Annotated in this window: 20 protein-coding genes; 14 read left to right on the forward strand and 6 right to left on the reverse strand. The window is 59.6% G+C overall.

The annotated features are described in order from the left end of the window. Positions 1-11: 11 nt before the first annotated feature. Positions 12-977 carry a zinc metalloprotease HtpX gene (gene htpX / locus AC0TNJ_RS07735; RefSeq protein ID WP_473770760.1) on the reverse strand — a complete coding sequence of 322 codons (966 nt, stop codon included), beginning with the start codon at positions 975-977 and terminating at the stop codon, positions 12-14. 135 nt (positions 978-1112) lie between these two features. On the opposite strand from htpX, the gene AC0TNJ_RS07740 reads away from it, so the two are divergent. After that, the gene (locus tag AC0TNJ_RS07740; RefSeq protein WP_473770761.1) at positions 1113-1331 is read left to right on the forward strand and encodes a DUF1674 domain-containing protein; all 219 of its coding nucleotides are present in this window, start codon (positions 1113-1115) and stop codon (positions 1329-1331) included. On the opposite strand, the gene AC0TNJ_RS07745 is transcribed toward AC0TNJ_RS07740, so the two are convergent. Both AC0TNJ_RS07745 and acs read right to left on the reverse strand, forming a co-directional pair. After that, positions 1328-2005, reverse strand: coding sequence for a DUF2268 domain-containing putative Zn-dependent protease (locus AC0TNJ_RS07745; RefSeq protein WP_473770762.1), 678 nt, complete (start codon positions 2003-2005; stop codon positions 1328-1330). The genes AC0TNJ_RS07740 and AC0TNJ_RS07745 overlap by 4 nt on opposite strands. A gap of 112 nt (positions 2006-2117) precedes the next feature. After that, a complete protein-coding gene (gene acs, locus AC0TNJ_RS07750) occupies positions 2118-4073 on the reverse strand; it encodes an acetate--CoA ligase (RefSeq protein WP_473767373.1) in 1956 nt (651 codons plus the stop codon). A gap of 331 nt (positions 4074-4404) precedes the next feature. On the opposite strand from acs, the gene AC0TNJ_RS07755 reads away from it, so the two are divergent. Further along, positions 4405-4692 carry an usg protein gene (locus AC0TNJ_RS07755; protein ID WP_006471250.1) on the forward strand — a complete coding sequence of 96 codons (288 nt, stop codon included), beginning with the start codon at positions 4405-4407 and terminating at the stop codon, positions 4690-4692. Positions 4693-4767: 75 nt separating this feature from the next. On the opposite strand, the gene AC0TNJ_RS07760 is transcribed toward AC0TNJ_RS07755, so the two are convergent. Then, a complete protein-coding gene (locus AC0TNJ_RS07760; RefSeq protein WP_473770763.1) occupies positions 4768-5448 on the reverse strand; it encodes a YggS family pyridoxal phosphate-dependent enzyme in 681 nt (226 codons plus the stop codon). 122 nt (positions 5449-5570) lie between these two features. On the opposite strand from AC0TNJ_RS07760, the gene leuS reads away from it, so the two are divergent. The 3 genes from leuS (at position 5571) to AC0TNJ_RS07775 (ending at position 10035) form a co-directional block, all read left to right on the forward strand. Next, positions 5571-8204 carry a leucine--tRNA ligase gene (leuS, locus tag AC0TNJ_RS07765; RefSeq protein ID WP_473770764.1) on the forward strand — a complete coding sequence of 878 codons (2634 nt, stop codon included), beginning with the start codon at positions 5571-5573 and terminating at the stop codon, positions 8202-8204. After that, complete coding sequence (gene lptE / locus AC0TNJ_RS07770) at positions 8191-8775, forward strand: LPS assembly lipoprotein LptE (RefSeq protein ID WP_473770765.1); 585 nt, start codon at positions 8191-8193, stop codon at positions 8773-8775. The genes leuS and lptE overlap by 14 nt, the downstream gene beginning before the upstream one ends. 165 nt (positions 8776-8940) lie before the next feature. Beyond that, entirely contained in the window at positions 8941-10035 is a 1095-nt protein-coding gene (locus AC0TNJ_RS07775) for an AAA family ATPase (protein WP_473770766.1), read from the forward strand. A gap of 151 nt (positions 10036-10186) precedes the next feature. On the opposite strand, the gene fsa is transcribed toward AC0TNJ_RS07775, so the two are convergent. Beyond that, a complete protein-coding gene (fsa, locus tag AC0TNJ_RS07780; protein WP_121983394.1) occupies positions 10187-10840 on the reverse strand; it encodes a fructose-6-phosphate aldolase in 654 nt (217 codons plus the stop codon). A gap of 109 nt (positions 10841-10949) precedes the next feature. Between fsa and AC0TNJ_RS07785 the strand changes: the two genes are divergently transcribed. From AC0TNJ_RS07785 to AC0TNJ_RS07820, 8 genes are all read left to right on the forward strand, one after another. Next, positions 10950-13172, forward strand: a complete 2223-nt coding sequence (locus AC0TNJ_RS07785) for a primosomal protein N' (RefSeq protein WP_473770767.1) — start codon at positions 10950-10952, stop codon at positions 13170-13172. 77 nt (positions 13173-13249) lie between these two features. After that, positions 13250-13663, forward strand: coding sequence for an AGROH133_08824 family phage infection protein (locus tag AC0TNJ_RS07790; RefSeq protein WP_122000273.1), 414 nt, complete (start codon positions 13250-13252; stop codon positions 13661-13663). A gap of 291 nt (positions 13664-13954) precedes the next feature. Further along, positions 13955-14515 (forward strand): F0F1 ATP synthase subunit delta, encoded by a 561-nt coding sequence (locus tag AC0TNJ_RS07795; protein WP_122000392.1) that lies wholly within the window; start codon positions 13955-13957, stop codon positions 14513-14515. Beyond that, positions 14515-16044: a F0F1 ATP synthase subunit alpha gene (atpA, locus tag AC0TNJ_RS07800; protein WP_122000274.1), complete on the forward strand. Its 1530-nt coding sequence runs from the start codon at positions 14515-14517 to the stop codon at positions 16042-16044. The genes AC0TNJ_RS07795 and atpA overlap by 1 nt, the downstream gene beginning before the upstream one ends. Before the next feature lie 21 nt (positions 16045-16065). Then, positions 16066-16944: a F0F1 ATP synthase subunit gamma gene (locus AC0TNJ_RS07805; RefSeq protein ID WP_122000275.1), complete on the forward strand. Its 879-nt coding sequence runs from the start codon at positions 16066-16068 to the stop codon at positions 16942-16944. A gap of 127 nt (positions 16945-17071) precedes the next feature. Further along, positions 17072-18622, forward strand: coding sequence for a F0F1 ATP synthase subunit beta (gene atpD / locus AC0TNJ_RS07810; protein ID WP_122000276.1), 1551 nt, complete (start codon positions 17072-17074; stop codon positions 18620-18622). Between the two features lie 118 nt (positions 18623-18740). After that, positions 18741-19148, forward strand: coding sequence for a F0F1 ATP synthase subunit epsilon (locus AC0TNJ_RS07815; RefSeq protein ID WP_122000277.1), 408 nt, complete (start codon positions 18741-18743; stop codon positions 19146-19148). Between the two features lie 215 nt (positions 19149-19363). After that, positions 19364-19801, forward strand: a complete 438-nt coding sequence (locus tag AC0TNJ_RS07820) for a MarR family transcriptional regulator (RefSeq protein ID WP_122000278.1) — start codon at positions 19364-19366, stop codon at positions 19799-19801. Between the two features lie 94 nt (positions 19802-19895). Here AC0TNJ_RS07820 and AC0TNJ_RS07825 read toward each other — a convergent pair whose 3' ends face one another. Then, positions 19896-20591: a GntR family transcriptional regulator gene (locus AC0TNJ_RS07825; protein WP_122000393.1), complete on the reverse strand. Its 696-nt coding sequence runs from the start codon at positions 20589-20591 to the stop codon at positions 19896-19898. A gap of 296 nt (positions 20592-20887) precedes the next feature. On the opposite strand from AC0TNJ_RS07825, the gene AC0TNJ_RS07830 reads away from it, so the two are divergent. Next, positions 20888-22150 carry an NAD(P)/FAD-dependent oxidoreductase gene (locus AC0TNJ_RS07830; RefSeq protein ID WP_473770768.1) on the forward strand — a complete coding sequence of 421 codons (1263 nt, stop codon included), beginning with the start codon at positions 20888-20890 and terminating at the stop codon, positions 22148-22150. Positions 22151-22152 lie beyond the last annotated feature (2 nt).

Here is a 22152-nt window from a genome sequence, read left to right on the forward strand (position 1 = left end):
TTCTTCTTTATTTACGACCACGGCCCTCGAAAACCGGAACCGCCATTGCTGCTGCCGCCTGCATTACCCCATGGACCGGTGCTTTGGGAAGGGGCAGCGGCGCGTGGTGCCATTCCGCCAGAGCGGATGCCCATTTCGGCAGCCATCTGTTCAAGTGCCGCAATGCGGTTATCGGTATCCGGATGGGTCGAGAAAAGATTATCCGCGCCGCGCCCGCTCAAGGGATTGATGATGAACATATGCGCGGTCGCCGGGTTGTGTTCGGCTTCCTCGTTCGGGATGACCTTGGCGCCACGCGCGATCTTGCCTAGCGCGGAGGACAGCCACAACGGATTGCCGCAGATTTCCGCGCCGCGCCTGTCGGCGGCGTATTCGCGGGTGCGGCTCACCGCCATCTGCACGATCATCGCGGCAAAGGGCGCGACGATCATGGCGAGAAGCGTGCCGACCACGCCCATGATGCCATTGCCGTTCTCGCGGTTGCCGCCAAGAAAGAAGGCAAAATTGCCGAGCATGGAGATCGCGCCGGCAAGCGTTGCCACGATGGTCATGGTCAGCGTGTCACGGTTTTGCACATGCGCCAGCTCATGCGCCATCACGCCCGCCACTTCTTCCGGCGAAAGCCGGTTGAGCAGGCCGGTCGTCGCGGCAACGGCGGCGTTTTCGGGGTTGCGGCCCGTGGCGAAGGCGTTCGGCTGGTCTTCGTGGATGATATAGACCTTCGGCATCGGCAGGCCCGCATTGGCGGCAAGGCCGCTCACCATGCGGTAATAGTCGGGCGCGCTGCGCTCGTCCACTTCCTGCGCATTATACATGCGCAGCACCATCTTGTCGGAGTTCCAGTAGCCGAACAGGTTCATGGCGACGGCGATCACTAGCGCGATCATCATGCCGCCTCCGCCGCCCAACAAATAGCCGATGCTCATGAACATGACCGTCATGAGCGCGATCAGCATGGCAGTTTTCGTCATATTCATCCGTGGCGGTCTCCAAATCTTGAGCCGCGCGCCCCCGCAAGGGTTTTGCACGGCAAGCCTTTCTGCCTATATGATGGGTATGAAAAGGCTTCGCTTCAATAATGGGAGCAGATGCAGCCAACAGGAATGTGACCGATGAGCGAGAAAACCGACGCAACCGAAGCCCGGGAAAATGTGGACAAGCGCACGTTTGAAGACCTGCCGCCTGCGGCACAGCGCGCCTTGAAGGAAGCCGAAGCGCGCCGCGCCGCCGAAAAGGAAGCGCAAGCACCGCGCGAAATTGGCGGGCGCGGCGGAAAAGATCCCGCCCGTTATGGTGACTGGGAGATCAAGGGGCGGTCGATAGATTTTTAGTCTCTGATCAGTCCGGCTTCTTTGCCAATGGCAAGAATTTCATGTGAAGGCGTGTCGGTCCATTGGGCTTGAGTTTCCGGTCGAACGGTTTCACGCCAGAGCCGCACGAGTTCGAACCCCATTGAATAACCAAGCCAACGGGGAAATTTTCCTCTGCCAAAAAACCATTCGGCGTGATTGTAATCGGGAGATTGCAAATCTGCGACTGTTGGGCGGTGCACGCTCAACCGGTCGATGTCGACTGCACGTTCCCACGGCTCTGGTGGTGAGTTCATCAGATGTTGGACGAAATTTCCTGCCAAGCCTTCGCTTACCAACGCTTCACCAAGTGTCCATCCATAGCCCGGTCCAGCCATGCGCATGCAGTGATGGATTTCATGCAGCGCCTGGCGCTGGAGCGTTCCGTTTGTAAGGCTGGGTTTAAGATTGGGATTTTCTGGGTCGAAGTTTAATGAAAACAACGTGCTGTTGTGGGCTCGTCCCAGAATTCCGATCTCTGGAATTATATGTTTCGAACGATCGAGAAGAATATCGAGCTTAGGAGGCGAAACGAAGCGTTCCAGAGTTCTGAAGGCTTCGGCAATCTCAACGTCGATACGTTGCTGAAATTCTTTGAGGCCGCCTGATGCAGTCAACCAATGTAAAAGCCAGATATCCTTGAAGGCAGATTCCATACCAGTTCTCAGGAAATGAGTGACTGAAATCGAGTGTAGGACACTTCAATTCTCACACAAGTCAAAGAATTGGGGATGTGAAAAGGCCGGGAAATTCCCGGCCTTTCGTTTGTCATTTCTTGTTCTGGCGATTTTCGATCAGGTCGTCCACGACGCCCGGATCGGCCAGCGTCGAGGTATCGCCCAGTGCGCTGAACTCGTCTTCGGCGATCTTGCGCAGGATGCGGCGCATGATCTTGCCCGAGCGGGTCTTCGGCAGGCCCGGCGCGAACTGGATCTTGTCCGGCGTCGCGATGGGGCCGATTTCCTTGCGCACGTGCTGGGTCAGTTCCTTGCGCAATGCCTCTTCGTCATGGACGGTCTCGCCGGTCATCAGCGTGACATAGCAATAGATGCCCTGTCCCTTGATCGGATGCGGATAGCCCACGACGGCAGCTTCCGAAACCGAGTGATGCGAGACGAGCGCTGATTCGATTTCCGCCGTGCCGAGGCGATGGCCGGAAATGTTGAGCACGTCGTCGACACGGCCCGTGATCCAGTAATAGCCGTCCTCGTCGCGGCGGCAGCCGTCGCCGGTGAAATACTTGCCCTTATAGGTCGAGAAGTAGGCTTCGACGAAGCGCTTGTGGTCGCCGTAAAGCGTGCGCATCTGGCCCGGCCACGAATCGATGATGCACAGATTGCCGTCTGTGGCGCCCTCGACGACCGCGCCTTCATTGTCCACGAGTTCCGGCTTGATGCCGAAGAACGGGCGTGTTGCCGAACCGGGCTTGAGGTCCGTTGCGCCCGGCAGCGGCGTGATGAGAATGCCGCCGGTTTCCGTCTGCCACCATGTATCGACAATCGGCGAGCGCTGGTCGCCAACCACGTTGTAATACCATTCCCAGGCTTCCGGATTGATCGGCTCGCCGACCGAGCCGAGCAGGCGCAAGGTCGAGCGCGACGACCGGGTGACGAATTCATCGCCCGCACCCATCAGCGCGCGGATGGCCGTCGGCGCGGTATAGAAAATGTTGACGTGATGCTTGTCGACGACTTCCCAGAAACGCCCCTGATCGGGGAAGTTGGGCACGCCTTCGAACATGAGCGTCGTCGCGCCGTTGGCGAGCGGCCCATAGACGATATAGGAATGGCCCGTCACCCAACCCACGTCCGCCGTGCACCAGTAGATGTCGCCATCGTGATAGTCGAAGACATATTGATGCGTCATCGATGCATAGACGAGATAGCCGCCGGTGGTGTGCAGCACGCCCTTCGGCTTGCCCGTGGAACCGGAGGTGTAGAGAATGAAGAGCGGGTCTTCCGCGTTCATCGGTTCCGGCTCGCAGGTCGGCTCCACGCTTGCCACTTCCTGGTGGTACCAGAGATCGCGGCCCGGACCCCAGCTCACCTTGCCGCCGGTGCGGCGCACGGTGAGAACCTTGTTGACCATCACATATTGCTTGGCAGCAATGTCGATGGCGGTATCGGTGTTTTCCTTCAGCGGAACCGGCTTGCCGCCGCGCACGCCTTCATCGGCAGTGATGACGAAGGTGGATTCGCAGTCGACGATACGGCCGGCCAGCGCCTCCGGCGAGAAACCGGCGAAGACGACCGAATGCACCGCGCCGATGCGCGCGCAGGCGAGCATCGCATAGGCGGCTTCCGGGATCATCGGCAGATAGATCGTGACGCGGTCGCCCTTCTTCACGCCGTGCTTCTTCAGCACATTCGCCAGACGGCAGACGTTTTCATAAAGTTCGCGATAGGTGATCTTCTTGTCGATATAAGGATTGTCGCCTTCCCAGATGATGGCGACCTCGTCGCCACGGCTCTTCAGGTGGCGGTCGATGCAGTTGTAGGAAACATTGGTGACGCCGTCCTCATACCATTTGATGGACACGTCGCCGTTGAAATCGGTGTTCTTGACCTTGGTGAAGGGCTTGAACCAGTCGATGCGCCGTCCGTGCTTTGCCCAGAAGCCGTCCGGGTCGCTCACGCTTTCCTGATACCAATCGAGATAGGTTGCGTTGTCGATGAGCGTGTTTCTCTTTGCCTCGGCAAGAACCGGGTAAAGCTTTTCCGACATGATGTCCTCCTTCAGCATTCCGCGAACCGGACAGCCATGTCCCGCTCGCATAATGCACCCAAAACTGCCCGGCACCTCCCGCCGGATGAGACGGCTTGCCGAGAATGGCAAGACCATCGGGTGCCCTGTCTACCTTCCATCGCGGGCAAGGTAAATTAGACAATCGGCGCGTCCATGATCCACAATGACGCATCGTTGGGAAGGGCGGCTGGCAGCACTCGCTGTCGATTGTTGCTAATATATTGTTTTTACAGTTTAAAAACCTTTTGGAGTGATTATCTTCTAATCAGGAGCCTTGCAATATGGCTCTTCACAAAAAGGGGAAATCGCCATGACGACGTCCGCTTTGAATGCGAAATCAGCCTTCGAACTCCAACTTGCCGGCTACGGCCTGACGACGGCGAAAGTCTTCTACCACCTGCCCGATCATCCGCATCTGCTGCAACTTTTCGTCTGGCAGGATTATGACCTCGCGCCGGATTTTCCGGTGCTCAATCATTTCATCGAGTTCTGGAACAGGGAAATCGACGGGCCGTTGCATTCGGTCAGCTACACGCATTTTCGGCTGCTTGGCCCTTCGGACTGGAGGAATGTGCAGGGCGAGATCGTCCTGCATTAGGAGCATTTCCAGCAAAAGTGTGAAGCGGTTTTGCGTAGGATAATGCGACAAAACAAATAGTAGGGGACAAGGGACTCAGGCGGGGGTGGTATAGCTCCGCCCGCCGAAGATGGCCGAGCCGACACGCACCGATGTCGCGCCGAAGCCGATGGCGGTTTCATAATCGCCCGACATGCCCATGGAGAGCTTTTCGACGCCTGCTTCACGCGCCAGTTTTTCCAGAAGCGCGAAATGCGGCCCCGGATTTTCATCCGCAGGCGGGATGCACATCAGCCCCTCGATGGCGAGGCCATGTTCCGTGCGGCAGCGCTCGACAAAAGCCACGGCCTCTTTGGGCGCAATACCAGCCTTTTGTTCTTCAAGGCCGGTGTTCACCTGCACATAGAGTTTGAGGCTTTTGCCCTGCTTCTTGATTTCATCGGCAAGGGCAGCGGCGATCTTTTCGCGGTCGACGGTTTCGATGACATCGAAAAGCGCGACGGCATCGGCGGCCTTGTTGGATTGCAGCGGGCCGATGAGATGGAGTTCGATGCCGGAATAATCCTCCCGCAACTGCGGCCACTTGCCTTGCGCTTCCTGCACGCGGTTCTCGCCGAAGACGCGCTGGCCTGCATCGAGCGTGGGGCGGATGGCATCCGCGTCGAAGGTTTTTGACACCGCGACAAGCGTAACGGAGCCTTTATCGCGTTGTGCTTCCTTTTCAGCTTGGGCGATTGCGGCCTTGACCGTGTTCAGGTTCGCTACGATATCTGACATGAAACTCTCGCTTTCAGGCTTTTCGTCCGCAAAAGGTTGACGCTTTCGCCAATACGTGGTGAAGGTCGCCATTAAATATCGACTCTCCTTATTGCATCACCTTCGTGCGAGTAAATACGGTCATGGCAGCCGAACGTTATAATCCGCGCGTGGCGGAAGCTCATTGGCAGAAAGTCTGGGAAGAAGACCGGACTTTCGAAACCGACAATGGCGACAGCCGCGAGAAATATTATGTGCTCGAAATGTTCCCCTATCCGTCGGGGCGCATCCATATGGGCCATGTGCGCAACTATGCGATGGGTGATGTCGTCGCCCGTTACAAGCGCGCCAAGGGTTTCAACGTGCTTCATCCGATGGGATGGGACGCGTTTGGCATGCCTGCGGAAAATGCTGCAATGCAGAACAAGGTCCATCCGAAGGAATGGACCTACCAGAACATCGCCACGATGCGCAGCCAGCTGAAATCGATGGGGCTTTCGCTCGACTGGGCGCGTGAATTCGCGACCTGCGACGTGGAATATTATCATCGCCAGCAGATGCTGTTCATCGACCTTTTCGAAAAAGGCCTGGTGACGCGCAAGACCTCCAAGGTCAACTGGGACCCGGTCGACAACACCGTGCTTGCCAATGAGCAGGTGGTGGACGGTCGCGGCTGGCGTTCGGGCGCACTGGTGGAACAGCGCGAACTGACGCAGTGGTTCTTCAAGATCACCGATTTCAGCGACGAATTGCTGGCCGGTCTCGACACGCTCGACCAGTGGCCGGAAAAGGTCCGCCTGATGCAGCGCAACTGGATTGGCAAGTCGGAAGGCTTGCAGGTCCGCTTCGCGCTGGATGGCAAGTCCGCGCCGGAAGGTTTCTCGGAAATCGAAGTCTATACGACCCGCCCCGACACGCTGTTCGGTGCGGCTTTCGTGGCGATTTCCGCCGATCATCCTCTGGCGAAGAAGCTGGCTGAAAACAATGCCTCGCTCACCGGCTTCATCGATGAATGCCATCACCATGGCACATCGCTGGCGGCGCTTGAAACCGCTGAAAAGAAAGGTTTCGACACTGGCGTAAAGGTCAAGCACCCGTTCGACGAGAACTGGGAGCTGCCGGTCTATGTCGCCAATTTCGTTCTGATGGAATATGGCACGGGCGCGGTTTTCGGCTGCCCGGCGCACGATCAGCGCGACCTGGATTTCGCCAACAAATACAAGCTGAAGGTTACGCCTGTCGTTCTGCCGAAGGGCGAGGACGCGGCAAGTTTCAGCATCGGCGATACGGCCTATACCGACGATGGCATGATGATCAATTCGCGCTTCCTCGACGGCATGACGCCGGAAGCCGCCTTCAATGAAGTGGCGAACCGTCTGGAGAAGACCGATCTCGATGGCAAGCCGCAAGCGGTTCGCAAGGTGCAGTTCCGCCTGCGCGACTGGGGCATTTCGCGCCAGCGTTACTGGGGCTGCCCGATCCCGATGATCCATTGCGAGGCTTGCGGCGTCAATCCGGTGCCGCGCGCCGATCTGCCGGTCAAGCTGCCGGACGATGTCGAGTTCGACCGCCCGGGCAATCCGCTCGACCGTCATGCCACATGGCGTCATGTGAAATGCCCGAAATGCGGCGGCGATGCGCGCCGCGAGACGGACACGATGGACACGTTCGTCGATTCGTCCTGGTATTACGCCCGCTTCACGGCACCTTGGGAAAACGAGCCGACGGATCGCGCGGTTGCCGACCGCTGGCTGCCGGTCGACCAGTATATCGGCGGCATCGAACACGCGATCCTGCATCTGCTCTATTCGCGCTTCTTCACCCGCGCGATGAAGGTTGCCGGTCATGTCGGCATCGACGAGCCGTTCAAGGGCTTGTTTACGCAGGGCATGGTCGTGCACGAAACCTACAAGGCCAATGGCCAGTGGGTGGCGCCTGCCGATATCCGCATCGAGGAAAGCGAAGGCAAGCGCAGCGCGACTTTGCTTTCGACAGGCGAGCCGGTGGAAATCGGTTCCATCGAGAAGATGTCGAAGTCGAAGAAGAACGTTGTCGACCCGGATGACATCATCGCTTCCTACGGTGCCGACACGGCGCGCTGGTTCATGCTGTCTGATTCGCCGCCCGAACGTGACGTGATCTGGACGGAGGCCGGTGCCGAAGGCGCGCATCGTTTTGTGCAGCGCGTCTGGCGCCTGGTGGCCGAAGCTGCCGAACAGTTGAAGGACGTTGCGCCGAAGGCGGGAACGCAGGGCGAGGCGCTTGTCGTTTCCAAGGCCGCGCACAAGGCGGTCAAGGCTGTCGGCGACGATATCGAAAAGCTCGCCTTCAACCGTGGCGTGGCCCGTCTTTACGAGCTGGTCAACACGGTCGCCGGTCCGTTGCAGCAGGTTGCCTCCGGCAGCGCGGATGACGAATTGAAGGGCGCTGTCCGCGACGCTACCGAAAAGCTTATCGCGATGCTGGCGCCGATGATGCCGCATCTGGCCGAACAGTGCCTGGCAGCGCTCGGCGGCAAGGTGGCTGGTCGCGAAACGCTGGTTGCCCGCGCGCCATGGCCGGTCTTCGATCCGGCCTTGGTAGTGGAAAACGAGATCGTTCTGCCGGTTCAGATCAACGGCAAGAAGCGTGGGGATTTGACAATCGCCCGCGACGCTGATCAATCTAGCATCCAGCAGGCGGTGCTCGAACTTGACTTCGTCAAGGCTGCGCTCAATGGAGGCTCGCCGAAGAAGGTTATCGTGGTGCCGCAAAGGATCGTCAATGTCGTTGCCTGACCGCTTTTTCTCCGCAATCAAAGCTTTCCGCATTGCGTTTTTCGCAGTGGGAGCCGCGGTTCTGATGGCTGGATGCACCGTGCAGCCGCTTTACTCCTCCGGCGCTGGCGTCGGTGGAACCATAGGCGGCAGCGTGACGCCGGACATGCGCACCAAGCTTGCTTCGGTCGCGATCGATCCGGCTGGCGACGTCTTCGGCCAGCAGGTCCGCAATCGCCTCATCTTCCTGCTCGGCGGCGGTGCCGGTGAGCCGGCTAACCCGACCTATCGGCTTGGCCTTGGCCTGAGAAGCTACACGCTTGCGGCGGTCAGCGTCGATGTCGGCGATACGACCGACCGTACCGGCCGTCCATCGTCCGGTATCGTCAAGGCGACGTCGAATTTCGTGCTGCGTGACAAGGACGGCAAGCCGCTTGCCGCTGGCACTCGCACGGTTGGCGCTTCCTTTGACCGTCCGCGTCAGGAATTTGCGAACCTGCGTGCCGAACGCGATGCGCGCAAGCGCGCCGCGGAAGAACTGGCCGAACAGATCTTCCTCGGCCTGGCGCAAAAGATGTCGAAGCTCCAATAGAGCGGCTTTAACGGTATCGTTGGAACCGCTCTATCCATTCGTTTTTTCCGCATTTGCGAACGTAAAACCGTTTCACATTTTTGCTGGAAATGCTCTGGTTGGGCTGGTCCGATCTGGCGGAAGGCGGTACTCTCTGTGCCGCCTTTTGTGTTTCAGGGAGCAATGATGCGTCTCGTTTCGTTTTCCGCGAAGGGCTATCGTTCGTTGCGTTCCGTTCGTGTCGATCTCGGGCAGGTGGCGGTTTTTGTCGGCGAGAACGGGGCCGGAAAATCCAATCTCTATCGCGCCCTGCAATTGGTGAAGGCCGCTTCCGAAGGCAATTTCTCAACCGAAATCGTGCGTGAAGGCGGAATGCAATCGGCGATGTGGGGCGGAAGCCGCCGCAAGCACGAACCGGCGCGCATCATTCTGGAAGCGCATTTCGAGGATGAAAGGCTGGCATCGCGGCTTGCCTATAGTGTCGAGGCGGGGTTGCCGCCGCCCGTTTCGGGTGCGTTTCCCTTCGAGCCGCAGATCAAGGAAGAGAAGCTCAGCCTCGATACGGGGCGCCGTCCTGTCGATCTGATGGACCGGCGCGGGCCGGTTGTTTTCGCGCGGGATGGGGAAGGGCGGCGCATGGAGCATCCGTCACGCCTGCTTACTTCCGAAAGCGGGCTGGCGGTGCTGGGACAATCCGGCCATTACCCCGAGATCGGCGATTTGGCCGCGCAGATGCGAAGCTGGCGCTTTTATCATGGCTTTCGAAGCGACCGCGACGCACCGGCGCGTCAGCCCTCCATCGCTGCGACCGCCGCCATGCTGGACGAGGACGGCGGCAATCTTGCCTCGGTCTTCGCGACGCTTGCCCATATCCGGCAGGATACGGTCGATCTGGACCGTCTGGTGGCAGATGCGCTGGATGGCGCGAGGCTCGATATTCCCTTTCCGGGCGAGACGGCGAGGTTCGGCCTGAATTTTCCGGCTTTTCCGCATCGCATATTCCGGGCCGGAGAATTGTCCGACGGGCAAATCCGCATGCTGGCGCTTGCCGGTGCTCTGCTTTCCTATCGCCTGCCGCCGCTGATCGCCCTCAATGAGCCGGAGGCGAGCCTGCATCCCGATATGCTTCCCTCGCTCGCCCGCATGATCGCCCAGGCATCCGAGCGCAGCCAGATATGGGTGGTGACGCATTCCGCCACCCTTGCAAGCGCCATTGCCGAGCAATGCGGCGCGCGACCGATCCGGGTGAGCAAGCAGGATGGGGAAACGGTGCTGGAATAAAAAAGGCGAGCCGATGGCCCGCCTTTCATTCGTCTGACAAGAGCAGCCCATTCAATGATGAATCGTTGGAACTGCTCCAAGTTTTTGTTTTTAAGCATTATCCTACGCAAAACCGCTTCGCACTTTTGCTGGACATGCTCCAGGTCGCCGATCAGGCGATCTTCTGGCCGGTTTTCGCCCAATCGGCGAGGAAAGCTTCGAGACCCTTGTCGGTCAGCGGATGCTTGACGAGCGCCTTCAGCGTGGCAGGCGGCGCGGTCACGACATCGGCGCCGATGAGAGCGGCTTCCTTGACATGATTGACGGTGCGAACCGAGGCAGCAAGAATCTCGGTGCGGAAATCATAATTGTCATAAATCGTGCGGATTTCGGCAATCAGTTCCATGCCGTTGATGCCCGTATCGTCCAGGCGGCCGATGAAGGGCGAGATATAGGTCGCGCCAGCCTTGGCGGCGAGCAGGGCCTGATTGGCCGAGAAGCACAGCGTCACATTGGTCTTGTGGCCTTCCGACGACAGCTTCTTGCAGGCGCGCAGACCGTCCAGCGTCAACGGAACCTTGATGCAGATATTGTCGGCGAGCTTGGAAAGAACGGCGGCTTCCTTCATCATGCCGTCGAAATCCGTCGCGGTGACTTCCGCCGAGACCGGACCCTTGACGATGCTGCAGATTTCCTTGGTGACTTCAAGAATGTCGCGGCCCGACTTTGCAATCAGCGACGGGTTGGTGGTCACGCCATCGACCAGCCCAAGGTCATTGAGCTCGCGGATTTCCTTGACGTCCGCAGTGTCCACGAAAAACTTCATAACAGCGTTCCTCCATAATGAGCGCGGGTGGATTTGAGGAATTTAAAACCATTTAATTCCCGGAAGGTGGCTTTTCTTTAGCGCAAAGCCGCGCCAAGGTCACGCGATCATGTCGAAAGATTCGCACGATATTGCAAACCCCATTTCTGGCCTGTTTCCGGAGCTCGCCCCCCGGGTGGTTCCCGTGCTCGTGCCCATGCCCGCGGAGCGGCCTTATTCTTATATGGTTCCGCCGGGCATGAACGTCCAGCCCGGATCGATTGTGCGCGTGCCGCTGGGGCCAAGGGAAGTTGCGGGGATCGTCTGCGAGGGCGAAACCGATGCCGTCGATGCCAGAAAATTGCGGGAAATTTCGGAAGTTTTCGATTGTCCGCCGGTTGGCGGCGACATGCTCCGCTTCATGCGCTGGGCAGCCGACTACACGCTGTCGCCGCCCGGCATGGTGGCGCGCATGGTCCTGCGCGTGCCTGCCGCATTCGACCCCGAACCGTCGGTGCCGGGGCTTCGCTATTGCGGCGGCGAGCCGGAGCGCATGACCGACGCCCGGGCGCGGGTGATGGAGCTTGCCCGCGACGGGCTTGCCTGGACCAGATCGGGCCTCGCCCATGCGGCGGGGGTTTCGATGACGGTCGTGGACGGGCTGAAGGCGCAAGGCGTTTTTGAGGAAGTGATGCTGCCGCCGCCAGCCGTGGTGGCAAAGCCCGATATCGATTATGCCCGGGCCACGCTTTCGGAAGACCAGCAGGCGGCGGCGGAAATGCTGTCGGAAGCGGTGGAAGCGGGCGGTTTTTCGGTTTCGCTTCTCGACGGGGTGACCGGTTCGGGCAAGACCGAGGTCTATTTCGAAGCGGTCGCCAAGGCGATCGACCAGGGCAGGCAGGTGCTGATTCTCCTGCCGGAAATCGCGCTGACGCAGCAGTTTCTCGACCGGTTCCATGACCGGTTCGGGGCAAAGCCCGCCGAATGGCATTCCGATCTTGCACCGCGTACCCGCGAACGCGTCTGGCGGCAGATAGCGGAAGGCACGGTGCGGGTTGTGGCGGGCGCGCGGTCGGCTCTGTTTTTGCCCTTCAAGGAACTGGGGCTGATCGTCGTCGACGAGGAACATGACCCGGCTTACAAGCAGGAAGATCGGGTTTTTTATAATGCCCGTGACATGGCGGTGGTGCGCGGCCATATCAGCGGTTTTCCGGTGGTGCTGGCATCGGCCACGCCCTCCATCGAAAGTCAGGTCAATGCGGAGCAGGGGCGCTACAAGCGAATCAAGCTCTACGGACGCTATGCGGAAGCCGCGCTGCCCGACCTGAAGACCATCGACATGCGGCGTTCGCCGCCGCCGCCGGGCCGGTTTCTGTCTCCTGCCCTGACGGAAGCGGTCGGCAAGACGGTAGAACGCGGCGAACAGGCGCTTTTGTTCCTCAACCGGCGCGGTTATGCGCCCCTGACGCTGTGCCGGGTCTGCGGCCATCGCTTCCAGTGTCCGCAATGTTCAAGCTGGCTGGTGGAACACCGCTTTCGCGGGCAGCTCATGTGCCATCAGTGCGGCTATCACGAGCCGGTTCCGCAAGCCTGCCCCGAATGCGGCACGCTCGATCATCTGGTCGCCTGCGGTCCCGGCGTGGAACGCATTGCCGAGGAAGTGGCGGCGACCTTCGACAAGGCGCGAATCATCGTTCTTTCGTCTGATATGGCGGGTGGAGTGAAGCGGCTGCGGCTGGAACTCGACGCTATCGCGAAAGGCGAGGCGGATATTGTCATCGGCACACAGTTGGTCGCCAAGGGGCACAATTTTCCCAATATGACGCTGGTGGGCGTCGTGGATGCCGATCTGGGGCTTGCCAATGGCGATCCGCGTGCGGCCGAGCGCACCTTCCAACTGCTCAATCAGGTGACGGGACGTGCCGGACGAACCGGGCGCAAGAGCCTCGGGCTTCTCCAGACCTACCAGCCCGATCATCCGGTGATGCGGGCCATCGTCAGCGGCGATGCGGATGCGTTCTACGCCCGCGAGATCGAGGAGCGCGAGCGCAGCAACCTGCCGCCTTACGGACGGCTTGCAGCGCTGATCATCTCCGCCGACAACCGGCCCGACGCCGAAAATCATGCGCGTGCGCTTCGCCGTGCCGCCCCTTCTTCACGGGAGATATCCGTGCTCGGTCCTGCCGAAGCGCCGCTTGCGCTGGTGCGCGGACGCCATCGCTTCCGAATTCTGGTGCACGGGACAAAACGCGCAGATATTCAAGGATTTATCCGTGCGCTGCTGGCGGCTGCGCCAAGGGAAAAAGGCTCGATCAGGGTGCAGGTGGATATAGATCCGCAAAGCTTTCTCTGACACGTAAAGGCGTGGAAGATCCACGGAAATTCCGCTATATGGCCTGAAGTGACAAGGGTGCCGAAAGGGGAAATGCGATGGAATTCTATCTTCCTGCCACGACCGGAGAATGGCTTGCATGGGGCTCTGCGGCCATCACGGCACTGGCCGGTCTTGTCATGCTTTTCGCACCCGGCATAACGATGAAGCTCTTGCGCCTCCAGCCGATCAACGGCCGGCCCGAAGGTTACGGTTCCATCCGCGCGACGCTTGCAGGACCCTATCTCGGCGTGGGGCTTGGATGCCTCATCTTTGCCCAGCCTTTTCTTTGGGTGGTGCTGGGTACCGTATGGGCGTTTGCGCTGTTCGGGCGCTTCATTTCGATGATGTCGGACGCAGGCGGGCGCAGGGGCGGACCGACCGGCGGACGCTTCTACGGCAGTCTCGCGGCATTGGTAGAATTCGTGCTCGCAGCCGGTCCGCTGCTCTACGCATTCGGCTTCATTTCCTGACCGGAAAGGGCCGGGTTTTGCACGTCAGGCGTGCAGGCTTTGTCACGGAAGGTAGCACTGGCGCGGCAGATGCGACTTTTTTGACCGCGAAAGGCGGCAAATCTTACACAAAAGTGCCGGATTCGCGTGTTGCGAGTCCTGTTCGTCTATGCTAGACGGCAATCACATTTCGGTGTTGACGTGCTCGCGCGTCAGTGGTTTTCCGGAAACATTCAATAAAATCATCGGCTTGGCGTCCTGAGCAAGATTGGGCCCCAAAAGGATGGTTTCAACGTAGAGAGCAGGTTGTTCGTGGCTGAAACGTCTTCGCTCATTTCAGGTGTCGCACAGCGTTACGCCGGATCGCTTTTCGAGCTCGCGCTCGACGCGAAATCCGTTGCAGCTGTGGAAAAAGATCTTGACCGTTTCGAGGCGCTTCTGAGCGGAAGCGAAGACCTCAAGCGACTGATCTCCAGTCCGGTGTTTTCCTCGGAAGACCAGCTTCACGCCATCGGCGCCATTGCCGACAAGGCAGGCATCAAGGGTCTGGTTGGAAATTTCCTGCGCGTCGTCGCGCGGAACCGCCGTCTCTTTGCATTGCCCGGCATCGTTGCCGCTTTCCGCAAGATTGCTGCTGAACATCGTGGCGAAGTCTCCGCCGATGTGGTTTCCGCGCACGAGCTGAGCGCTGCGCAGCAGAACGAATTGAAGGCAACGCTGAAGGGCGTGGCCGGCAAGGACGTGACGATCAATGTCACCGTCGATCCGTCGATCCTCGGCGGTCTTATCGTCAAGATGGGTTCGCGTCAGATCGACACGTCCCTTCGCACTAAACTTTCTTCTCTCAAGCTTGCACTGAAAGAGGTCGGCTGATGGACATCCGCGCCGCGGAAATTTCCGCTATCCTGAAAGAGCAAATCAAGAACTTCGGCAAGGAGGCTGAGGTCTCCGAGGTCGGTCAGGTTCTGTCCGTTGGCGACGGTATCGCCCGCGTCTATGGTCTGGACAATGTTCAGGCTGGTGAAATGGTCGAATTCCCTGGCGGCATTCGCGGCATGGCGCTGAACCTTGAAAGCGACAATGTCGGCGTCGTTATCTTCGGTGCCGACCGCGACATCAAGGAAGGCGACATCGTCAAGCGCACCGGCGCAATCGTTGACGTTCCGGTCGGTCCGGAACTGCTCGGCCGCGTTGTCGACGCTCTCGGCAACCCGATCGACGGCAAGGGCCCGATCAAGGCCAAGGAACGCCGCCGCGTCGACGTCAAGGCGCCTGGCATCATCCCGCGCAAGTCGGTCCATGAGCCGATGTCGACGGGCCTCAAGGCCATCGACGCCCTGATCCCGGTTGGTCGCGGCCAGCGCGAGCTGGTCATCGGCGACCGTCAGACCGGCAAGACCGCCATCATCCTCGACACCTTCCTGAACCAGAAGCCGATCCACGACAACGGCCCGGACAAGGACAAGCTGTACTGCGTCTACGTCGCCGTCGGCCAGAAGCGTTCGACTGTTGCCCAGTTCGTCAAGGTTCTTGAAGAACGCGGCGCCCTGGAATATTCGATCGTTATCGCGGCTACCGCTTCCGATCCGGCTCCGATGCAGTATCTCGCACCGTTTGCTGGCTGCGCGATGGGCGAATATTTCCGTGACAATGGCCAGCACGCCCTCATCGGCTATGACGATCTGTCCAAGCAGGCTGTTGCCTACCGCCAGATGTCGCTTCTGCTGCGTCGTCCTCCGGGCCGCGAAGCTTATCCGGGCGACGTTTTCTACCTGCACTCCCGTCTTCTCGAGCGCGCTGCAAAGCTCAACGACGAAAACGGTGCTGGCTCGCTGACGGCTCTGCCGGTCATCGAAACGCAGGGCAACGACGTTTCCGCCTTCATTCCGACCAACGTGATCTCGATCACCGACGGCCAGATCTTCCTCGAAACCAACCTGTTCTATCAGGGTATCCGTCCGGCTGTTAACGTCGGTCTGTCGGTTTCGCGCGTTGGCTCTTCGGCCCAGATCAAGGCCATGAAGCAGGTTGCCGGTTCGATCAAGGGCGAGCTTGCCCAGTATCGTGAAATGGCTGCCTTCGCACAGTTCGGTTCCGACCTTGACGCTGCAACGCAGCGCCTTCTGAACCGCGGTGCGCGCCTGACCGAACTCCTGAAGCAGCCGCAGTTCTCGCCGCTGAAGACGGAAGAGCAGGTTGCCGTGATTTTCGCCGGTGTTAACGGCTATCTCGACAAGCTTGCTGTCAACCAGGTTGGCAAGTTCGAAGAAGGTCTTCTCGCTTCGCTGCGCACCGAGCACAAGGACGTGCTCGAGGGCATCCGCAACGAGAAAGCCATTACCGATGACCTCAAGGGCAAGCTCAAGGCAGCGATCGACGCGTTCGCCAAGTCTTTCGCTTGAATTTTGTGACGGGATGAACGGATGCCTTCACTAAAGGATCTGAGAAACCGTATCGCCTCGGTCAAGGCGACGCAGAAAATCACCAAGGCGATGCAGATGGTCGCCGCGGCGAAGCTGCGCCGTGCCCAGGAAGCTGCGGAAGCCGCAAGGCCTTATTCGCAGCGCATGGGCGCCGTTCTCGCAAATATCGCGCAGAACGTCACCGGCGAAGATGCGCCGGCCCTGATGGCCGGTACGGGCAAGGACGACGTGCATCTGCTCGTCGTCTGCACCGCAGAACGTGGCCTTTGCGGCGGTTTCAACAGCCAGATCGCGCGTCTGGCGCGCGATCATGCCCGCAAGCTCCTCGCTGAAGGCAAGACGGTCAAGATCATCACGGTCGGCAAGAAGGGCGCGGACATCCTGCGTCGCGAATTTGCCAGCCTGCTGGTCGATCATGTCGATCTGCGCGAAGTCAAGCAGCTCGCTTTTGTGCATGCCGACCAGATCGGCCACAAGATCATCAAGCTGTTCGAGGAAGGCGCTTTCGACGTCTGCACGCTGTTCTATTCCGAATTCAAGTCGGTGATCTCCCAGGTTCCGACCGCACAGCAGCTTATCCCGGCTTCGGCTGGCGACAGCGTGGGCGGGGAAACTGCGGGCGACGCGATCTACGAATACGAACCTGATCCTGCGGCGATCCTGTCGACGCTGATCCCGCGCAATATCTCGGTCCAGATTTTCCGCGCTCTGCTGGAAAATGTCGCGGGCGAGATGGGCGCGAAGATGAGCGCGATGGACAATGCGACGCGCAATGCGGGCGACATGATCAACAAGCTGTCGATCACGTATAACCGCCAGCGTCAGGCGCAGATCACCAAGGAACTGATCGAAATTATTTCGGGTGCGGAAGCGCTCTAGAGCATTGTGCAGCCAGATGGAAACATCTGGCGTCGCACGGATGCGCCGGAATAGAATTTGGTTTACCGCGTGATTTTCCGAAAAGCCTGCAACTTTTCGGGATCATGCTAACGGAAGGTAAGGATCGATGGCAAAAGCAGCGACCCCGAAAACTACCGCCGCGGCCGAAGCAAAGCCAGCGGCGAAGGCGCCTGCCAAGAAAGCAGCGCCCAAGACCACCGCAGCAGCCAAGTCTGCCGCTCCAAAGGCAGCAGCGGCTGGCGCAATCGGCCACGTTACGCAGGTCATCGGCGCTGTCGTCGACGTCAAGTTCCCGGAAGGCCAGCTCCCGCTGATCCTGAACGCGCTTGAGGTTGACAATCAGGGCAACCGCCTGGTTCTCGAAGTTGCCCAGCATCTCGGCGAAGACACCGTGCGCACCATCGCCATGGACGCGACCGAAGGTCTGGTTCGTGGTCAGGAAGCACGCGACACCGGCGAACCGATCATGGTTCCGGTTGGCGTCGAAACGCTTGGCCGCATCATGAACGTCATCGGCGAGCCGGTTGACGAAGCCGGTCCGATCAAGACCACGGCAACCCGCGCCATCCACCAGAGTGCTCCGGAATATATCGAGCAGTCGACCGAAGCCGAAATCCTCGTAACGGGCATCAAGGTCGTCGACCTTCTCGCTCCTTACGCCAAGGGCGGCAAGATCGGCCTCTTCGGCGGTGCAGGCGTCGGCAAGACCGTTCTCATCATGGAACTCATCAACAACGTCGCCAAGGCGCACGGCGGTTACTCCGTGTTCGCAGGCGTCGGTGAGCGTACCCGTGAAGGCAACGACCTTTACCACGAAATGATCGAATCGGGCGTGAACAAGCTCGGCGGCGGCGAAGGTTCCAAGGCTGCCCTCGTTTACGGCCAGATGAACGAACCCCCGGGTGCGCGCGCCCGCGTTGCTCTCTCCGGTCTGACGGTTGCCGAAAACTTCCGTGACCAGGGCCAGGACGTTCTGTTCTTCGTGGACAACATCTTCCGCTTCACGCAGGCAGGTTCGGAAGTGTCGGCTCTTCTCGGCCGTATTCCTTCCGCCGTGGGTTATCAGCCGACGCTGGCAACTGACATGGGCGCCATGCAGGAACGCATCACGACGACGACCAAGGGCTCGATCACCTCGGTTCAGGCGATTTACGTCCCTGCCGACGACTTGACCGACCCGGCGCCGGCCACCTCGTTTGCCCACCTGGACGCCACGACCGTTCTGTCGCGCTCGATCGCAGAAAAGGGTATCTACCCGGCTGTTGACCCGCTCGACTCCACGTCGCGCATGCTTGACCCGAAGGTCGTCGGTGACGAACACTACGCCGTCGCCCGTCAGGTTCAGTCGATCCTGCAGCGCTACAAGGCCCTTCAGGACATCATCGCGATCCTGGGCATGGACGAACTGTCTGAAGAAGACAAGCTCACCGTGGCCCGCGCCCGCAAGATCGAACGCTTCCTGTCGCAGCCGTTCTTCGTTGCTGAAGTCTTCACCGGTTCGCCGGGCAAGCTGGTCGACCTCGCCGACACCATCAAGGGCTTCAAGGGCCTTTGCGCTGGCGATTACGATCATCTTCCGGAAGCTGCCTTCTACATGGTCGGCAGCATCGAGGAAGCTCTCGAGAAGGCCAAGAAGCTGGCAGCAGAAGCTGCCTGATGAATTGAATTTCCCGGTGGGCCGCAAGGCCCGCCGTGAAAGCCAATCATTTTGTTTAAGCATGTTCTGAAAACTGCTTCAGCTTTCCGGATCGTGCTTTTGAATTCAAGTGAGAACCATGGCTCAAGCTTTCCAATTCGAACTCGTGTCGCCTGAACGGCTCCTGCTTTCCGCGCAGGTGACGGAAGTCGTCATTCCGGGTAGCGAAGGCTATCTGACGGCTCTCGCCGGTCATTCGCCGCTGATGACGACGATCATGCCGGGTGTCGTTTCGGTGAAGCTTGCCGACGGCAAGTCCGACTCCTACGTGGTCTTCGGCGGCTTCGCCGATATCACCCCGCAGGGCTGCACCGTTCTGGCCGAATCGGCGACCCATGTGGATGATATCAACCCGGCAGACATTCAGCGCCGCATCGAGGAAGCCCGCAAGCATCTGGAAGATGCCTCGACCAACGAGCATCGGACCAAGGCGGAGATCTTCCTGCACCAGCTGATGACGCTGCAGGGAACGATCATGCCGGCCTGATAAGCGGGCAATTCATCGTGTTTCGGGAAAGCGGGCTTTTGCCCGCTTTTTCTTTTCAGATCACCGTTCCGTCAGGGAATTTGTTCGCAGAACGGTCATATCGGCGCAAAATCCCATCACGCTTGCGTGAGTTCATGAAGTTCGCTTGAAAATGGTTCGGCAGCGATCTATCCAAACCTGAAATCATTAGTTTACTAATATATAAGGCGATTGGCATGGATACGGCAGACCTCAGAGCTGAAATGATAGATGCCATGGCGAAGGTTAATCGCAGGCTTCGCACTGTTTTTGATGCGCGCGTGAAGGAGCGCGGCCTGACGCTGGCCCGGGCGCGCACCCTGCTTGCCCTGATGGAACAGGAAGGCCTTTACCAGAAGGAGCTGGCCGAGGCGCTGGAGATCGAAAACGCGACCATGGTGCGCCTGCTCGATGGTTTGGAGCGCCAGTCTTTCATCGAACGGCAAACGGTTCAGGGCGACCGCCGCGCCAAGCGGGTCGTCATGACGGCGGAAGGCAAGATTCTGGCTGAACAGGTGGTGAAGCTCGCCGGAGACGTGCGCGAAGATCTTCTTGAAGGCGTGAGCGATGAAGAGTTGAGCGTTGCGCTCAACGTGCTTCGCAAAATGTCGGACTCGATGAACAAATCCCATTGATGGGGTTAATCAGTTCCCGAAGTTTCAAAGAGCCGGAGCCATCGCTTCGGCTTTTGTTTTGATTATCGCGCCTCATGAAAGCCAGCGGCGAAAATCAGGGCGCGAGGGTCCGCAGATAGGCCATCAGTTCGCTGGCCGTGTCGCTGGCCCGCTCCGGCTGGCGGGAAATGATCGCCTCGATCAATGTCGCATGTGCATTGGCCGAACCGGCTATGCCGGTCGACGGGCGAAGGCGGAACCAGAAGCGGCGGCTGTGGCTTTGCAGGGGCGCAGCGATGCGCGCCGCATAGGGATTGCTCGCAGCCGCGCCCAGAACAATGTCGAACGCCTTGTCGGCATCGAGAAACAGCGCCACATCCTCGTCGGGAATTGCCTGCCGCATGGCAGCGGCAGCGGCTTCGAGCCGTTCATAGTCGCGCGGGCTGCCGAAGCGCGCGGCATCACGCGCCAGAACGCGCTCGACGCCTTCGCGCGCATCCAGCACCTTGATGAAATCCTTCGGGTCGATGGCCGCGATGGCAATGCCGGAGCGCGGACGCACCTCTACGAGACCTTCCCAGGCGAGCCTTTGAATGGCTTCCCGCATCGGCGTGCGGCCCATGCCGGTCAGTTCGATCAGCGTACGCTCGTTGACGACAGTGCCCGGCTCCAGTTCCAGCGTGACGATGGAACGCTCCAGAATGCGATAGGCCTGTTCGGCAAGGCTTTCGCTGGCCCAGCCATCCATGGCCGCCAGCGGCATGCTGGCCGGGCTGCGCGTCAGCCTGTCTCGAACGTTCGTTTCTTCCATGTCGTCCATGCCCTGTGGTTTACGACGATTGACATAGTTCAATCCTACAGATATATCTCTGATATATCAATAAGTGACGATTTGCGTAGTCGATCCCTGACTTGGCCCTAATCTGGCCTTTGTGGCTTTTTCAAGCGATGGCGAACTTTCGGCACAGTGTCATTCCAAAAAAATGATGGACAGAAATTGCGTGCTGGCGTTGAACATGACGATTGCCGATTGGCCGAAACGACCATGTGGGCTGGTTTTTCGGCAAGGCTGCAGGCAGAATTGAATCCGGTGGGGAGCCGCACAAGATGAAATCTGATCCACAGGGTCAGCAGGATATTCTCATTATCGGCGGCGGTATCGTCGGCGTGGCCACAGCGGCCTTGCTTGCCGAAGCGGGGCGTCAGGTTCTGGTTATCGACAGAACCGGCATTTGCGAGGAAACCAGCTCCGGCAATGCTGCGGCGCTTGCTTTCTCCGACATTCTTCCGCTCGCCTCCAAGGGCGTCATGCGCAAGGTGCCGGGCTGGCTGATGGACCCGCTCGGGCCGTTTACGATCCGTCCTTCCTATTTTCCGAAGATGGTGCCCTGGCTTTATCGCTTCTGGCGCGAAAGCAGCGCGGATGCATTGGCTAAAACCGCGATTGCGCAGGCAGATATCATGCGGCTTGCAGGCAGCGAGATGATGGCGCTGATCGACCGGGCCGGCTTGCGCGATCGCCTGCACGAGAACGGCAATCTCGAACTTTATGAAAGCGAAGCGGAGCTTGCCGCCTCGCAGCCGGGCTGGGATGTTCGCGGAAATGCCGGAATTGCCTATGAACACGTGCGCGGCGATCGGCTTGCCGAATTGCAGCCGGGACTAAGCCCGCGTTTCGTTGCCGGAACTTTCGTTCCCGGCTGGAAGAATGTGAGCGATCCGAAGCTGTTCGGCAAGGCGATCTGGTCCTATGCGGAAAGCAGGGGCGCGCGCTTCCTTCAGGCCAAGGTCGTGAATGCCAGACCGGGCGATGGCGGGGCGAGTGTTCGTCTTGAGGACGGAACCGAAATCAGGGCGGCGCATCTCGTCCTGATGGCCGGTGCGTGGTCGCGTGACCTCGCCAAAGGTTTTGGCGATGCCGTGCCGCTCGATACGGAACGCGGTTATAATACGACCTTGCCGGTCGGCAGTTTCGACGTGAAGCGCCAGCTGACATTCCCCGGCCACGGTTTCGTCATCACTCCGATGGAAACAGGCCTGCGCGTCGGCGGCGCGGTGGAGTTCGGCGGGCTTGACCTGCCGCCCAATTTCGCGCGTTCCGAAGCCATGCTAAAGAAGGCTTCCATGTTTCTGCCGGGCCTTCGCACCGAAGGCGGACGGCAATGGATGGGCTATCGGCCATCCATGCCGGATTCGGTGCCGGTCATCGGCCGGGCTTCGGCGCGCGGCAATATCTATTACGGCTTCGGCCATGGCCATCTCGGCCTCACGCAGTCGGCTGCGACCGGGCGGCTTATCCGCGATCTTATCACGGGGGCTGCGCCTGCAATCGACATCGAACCTTTCAAGCCACAACGTTTTCGGAACTGACC

It is taken from the genome of Ochrobactrum sp. PL_is483, from assembly GCF_055816855.1.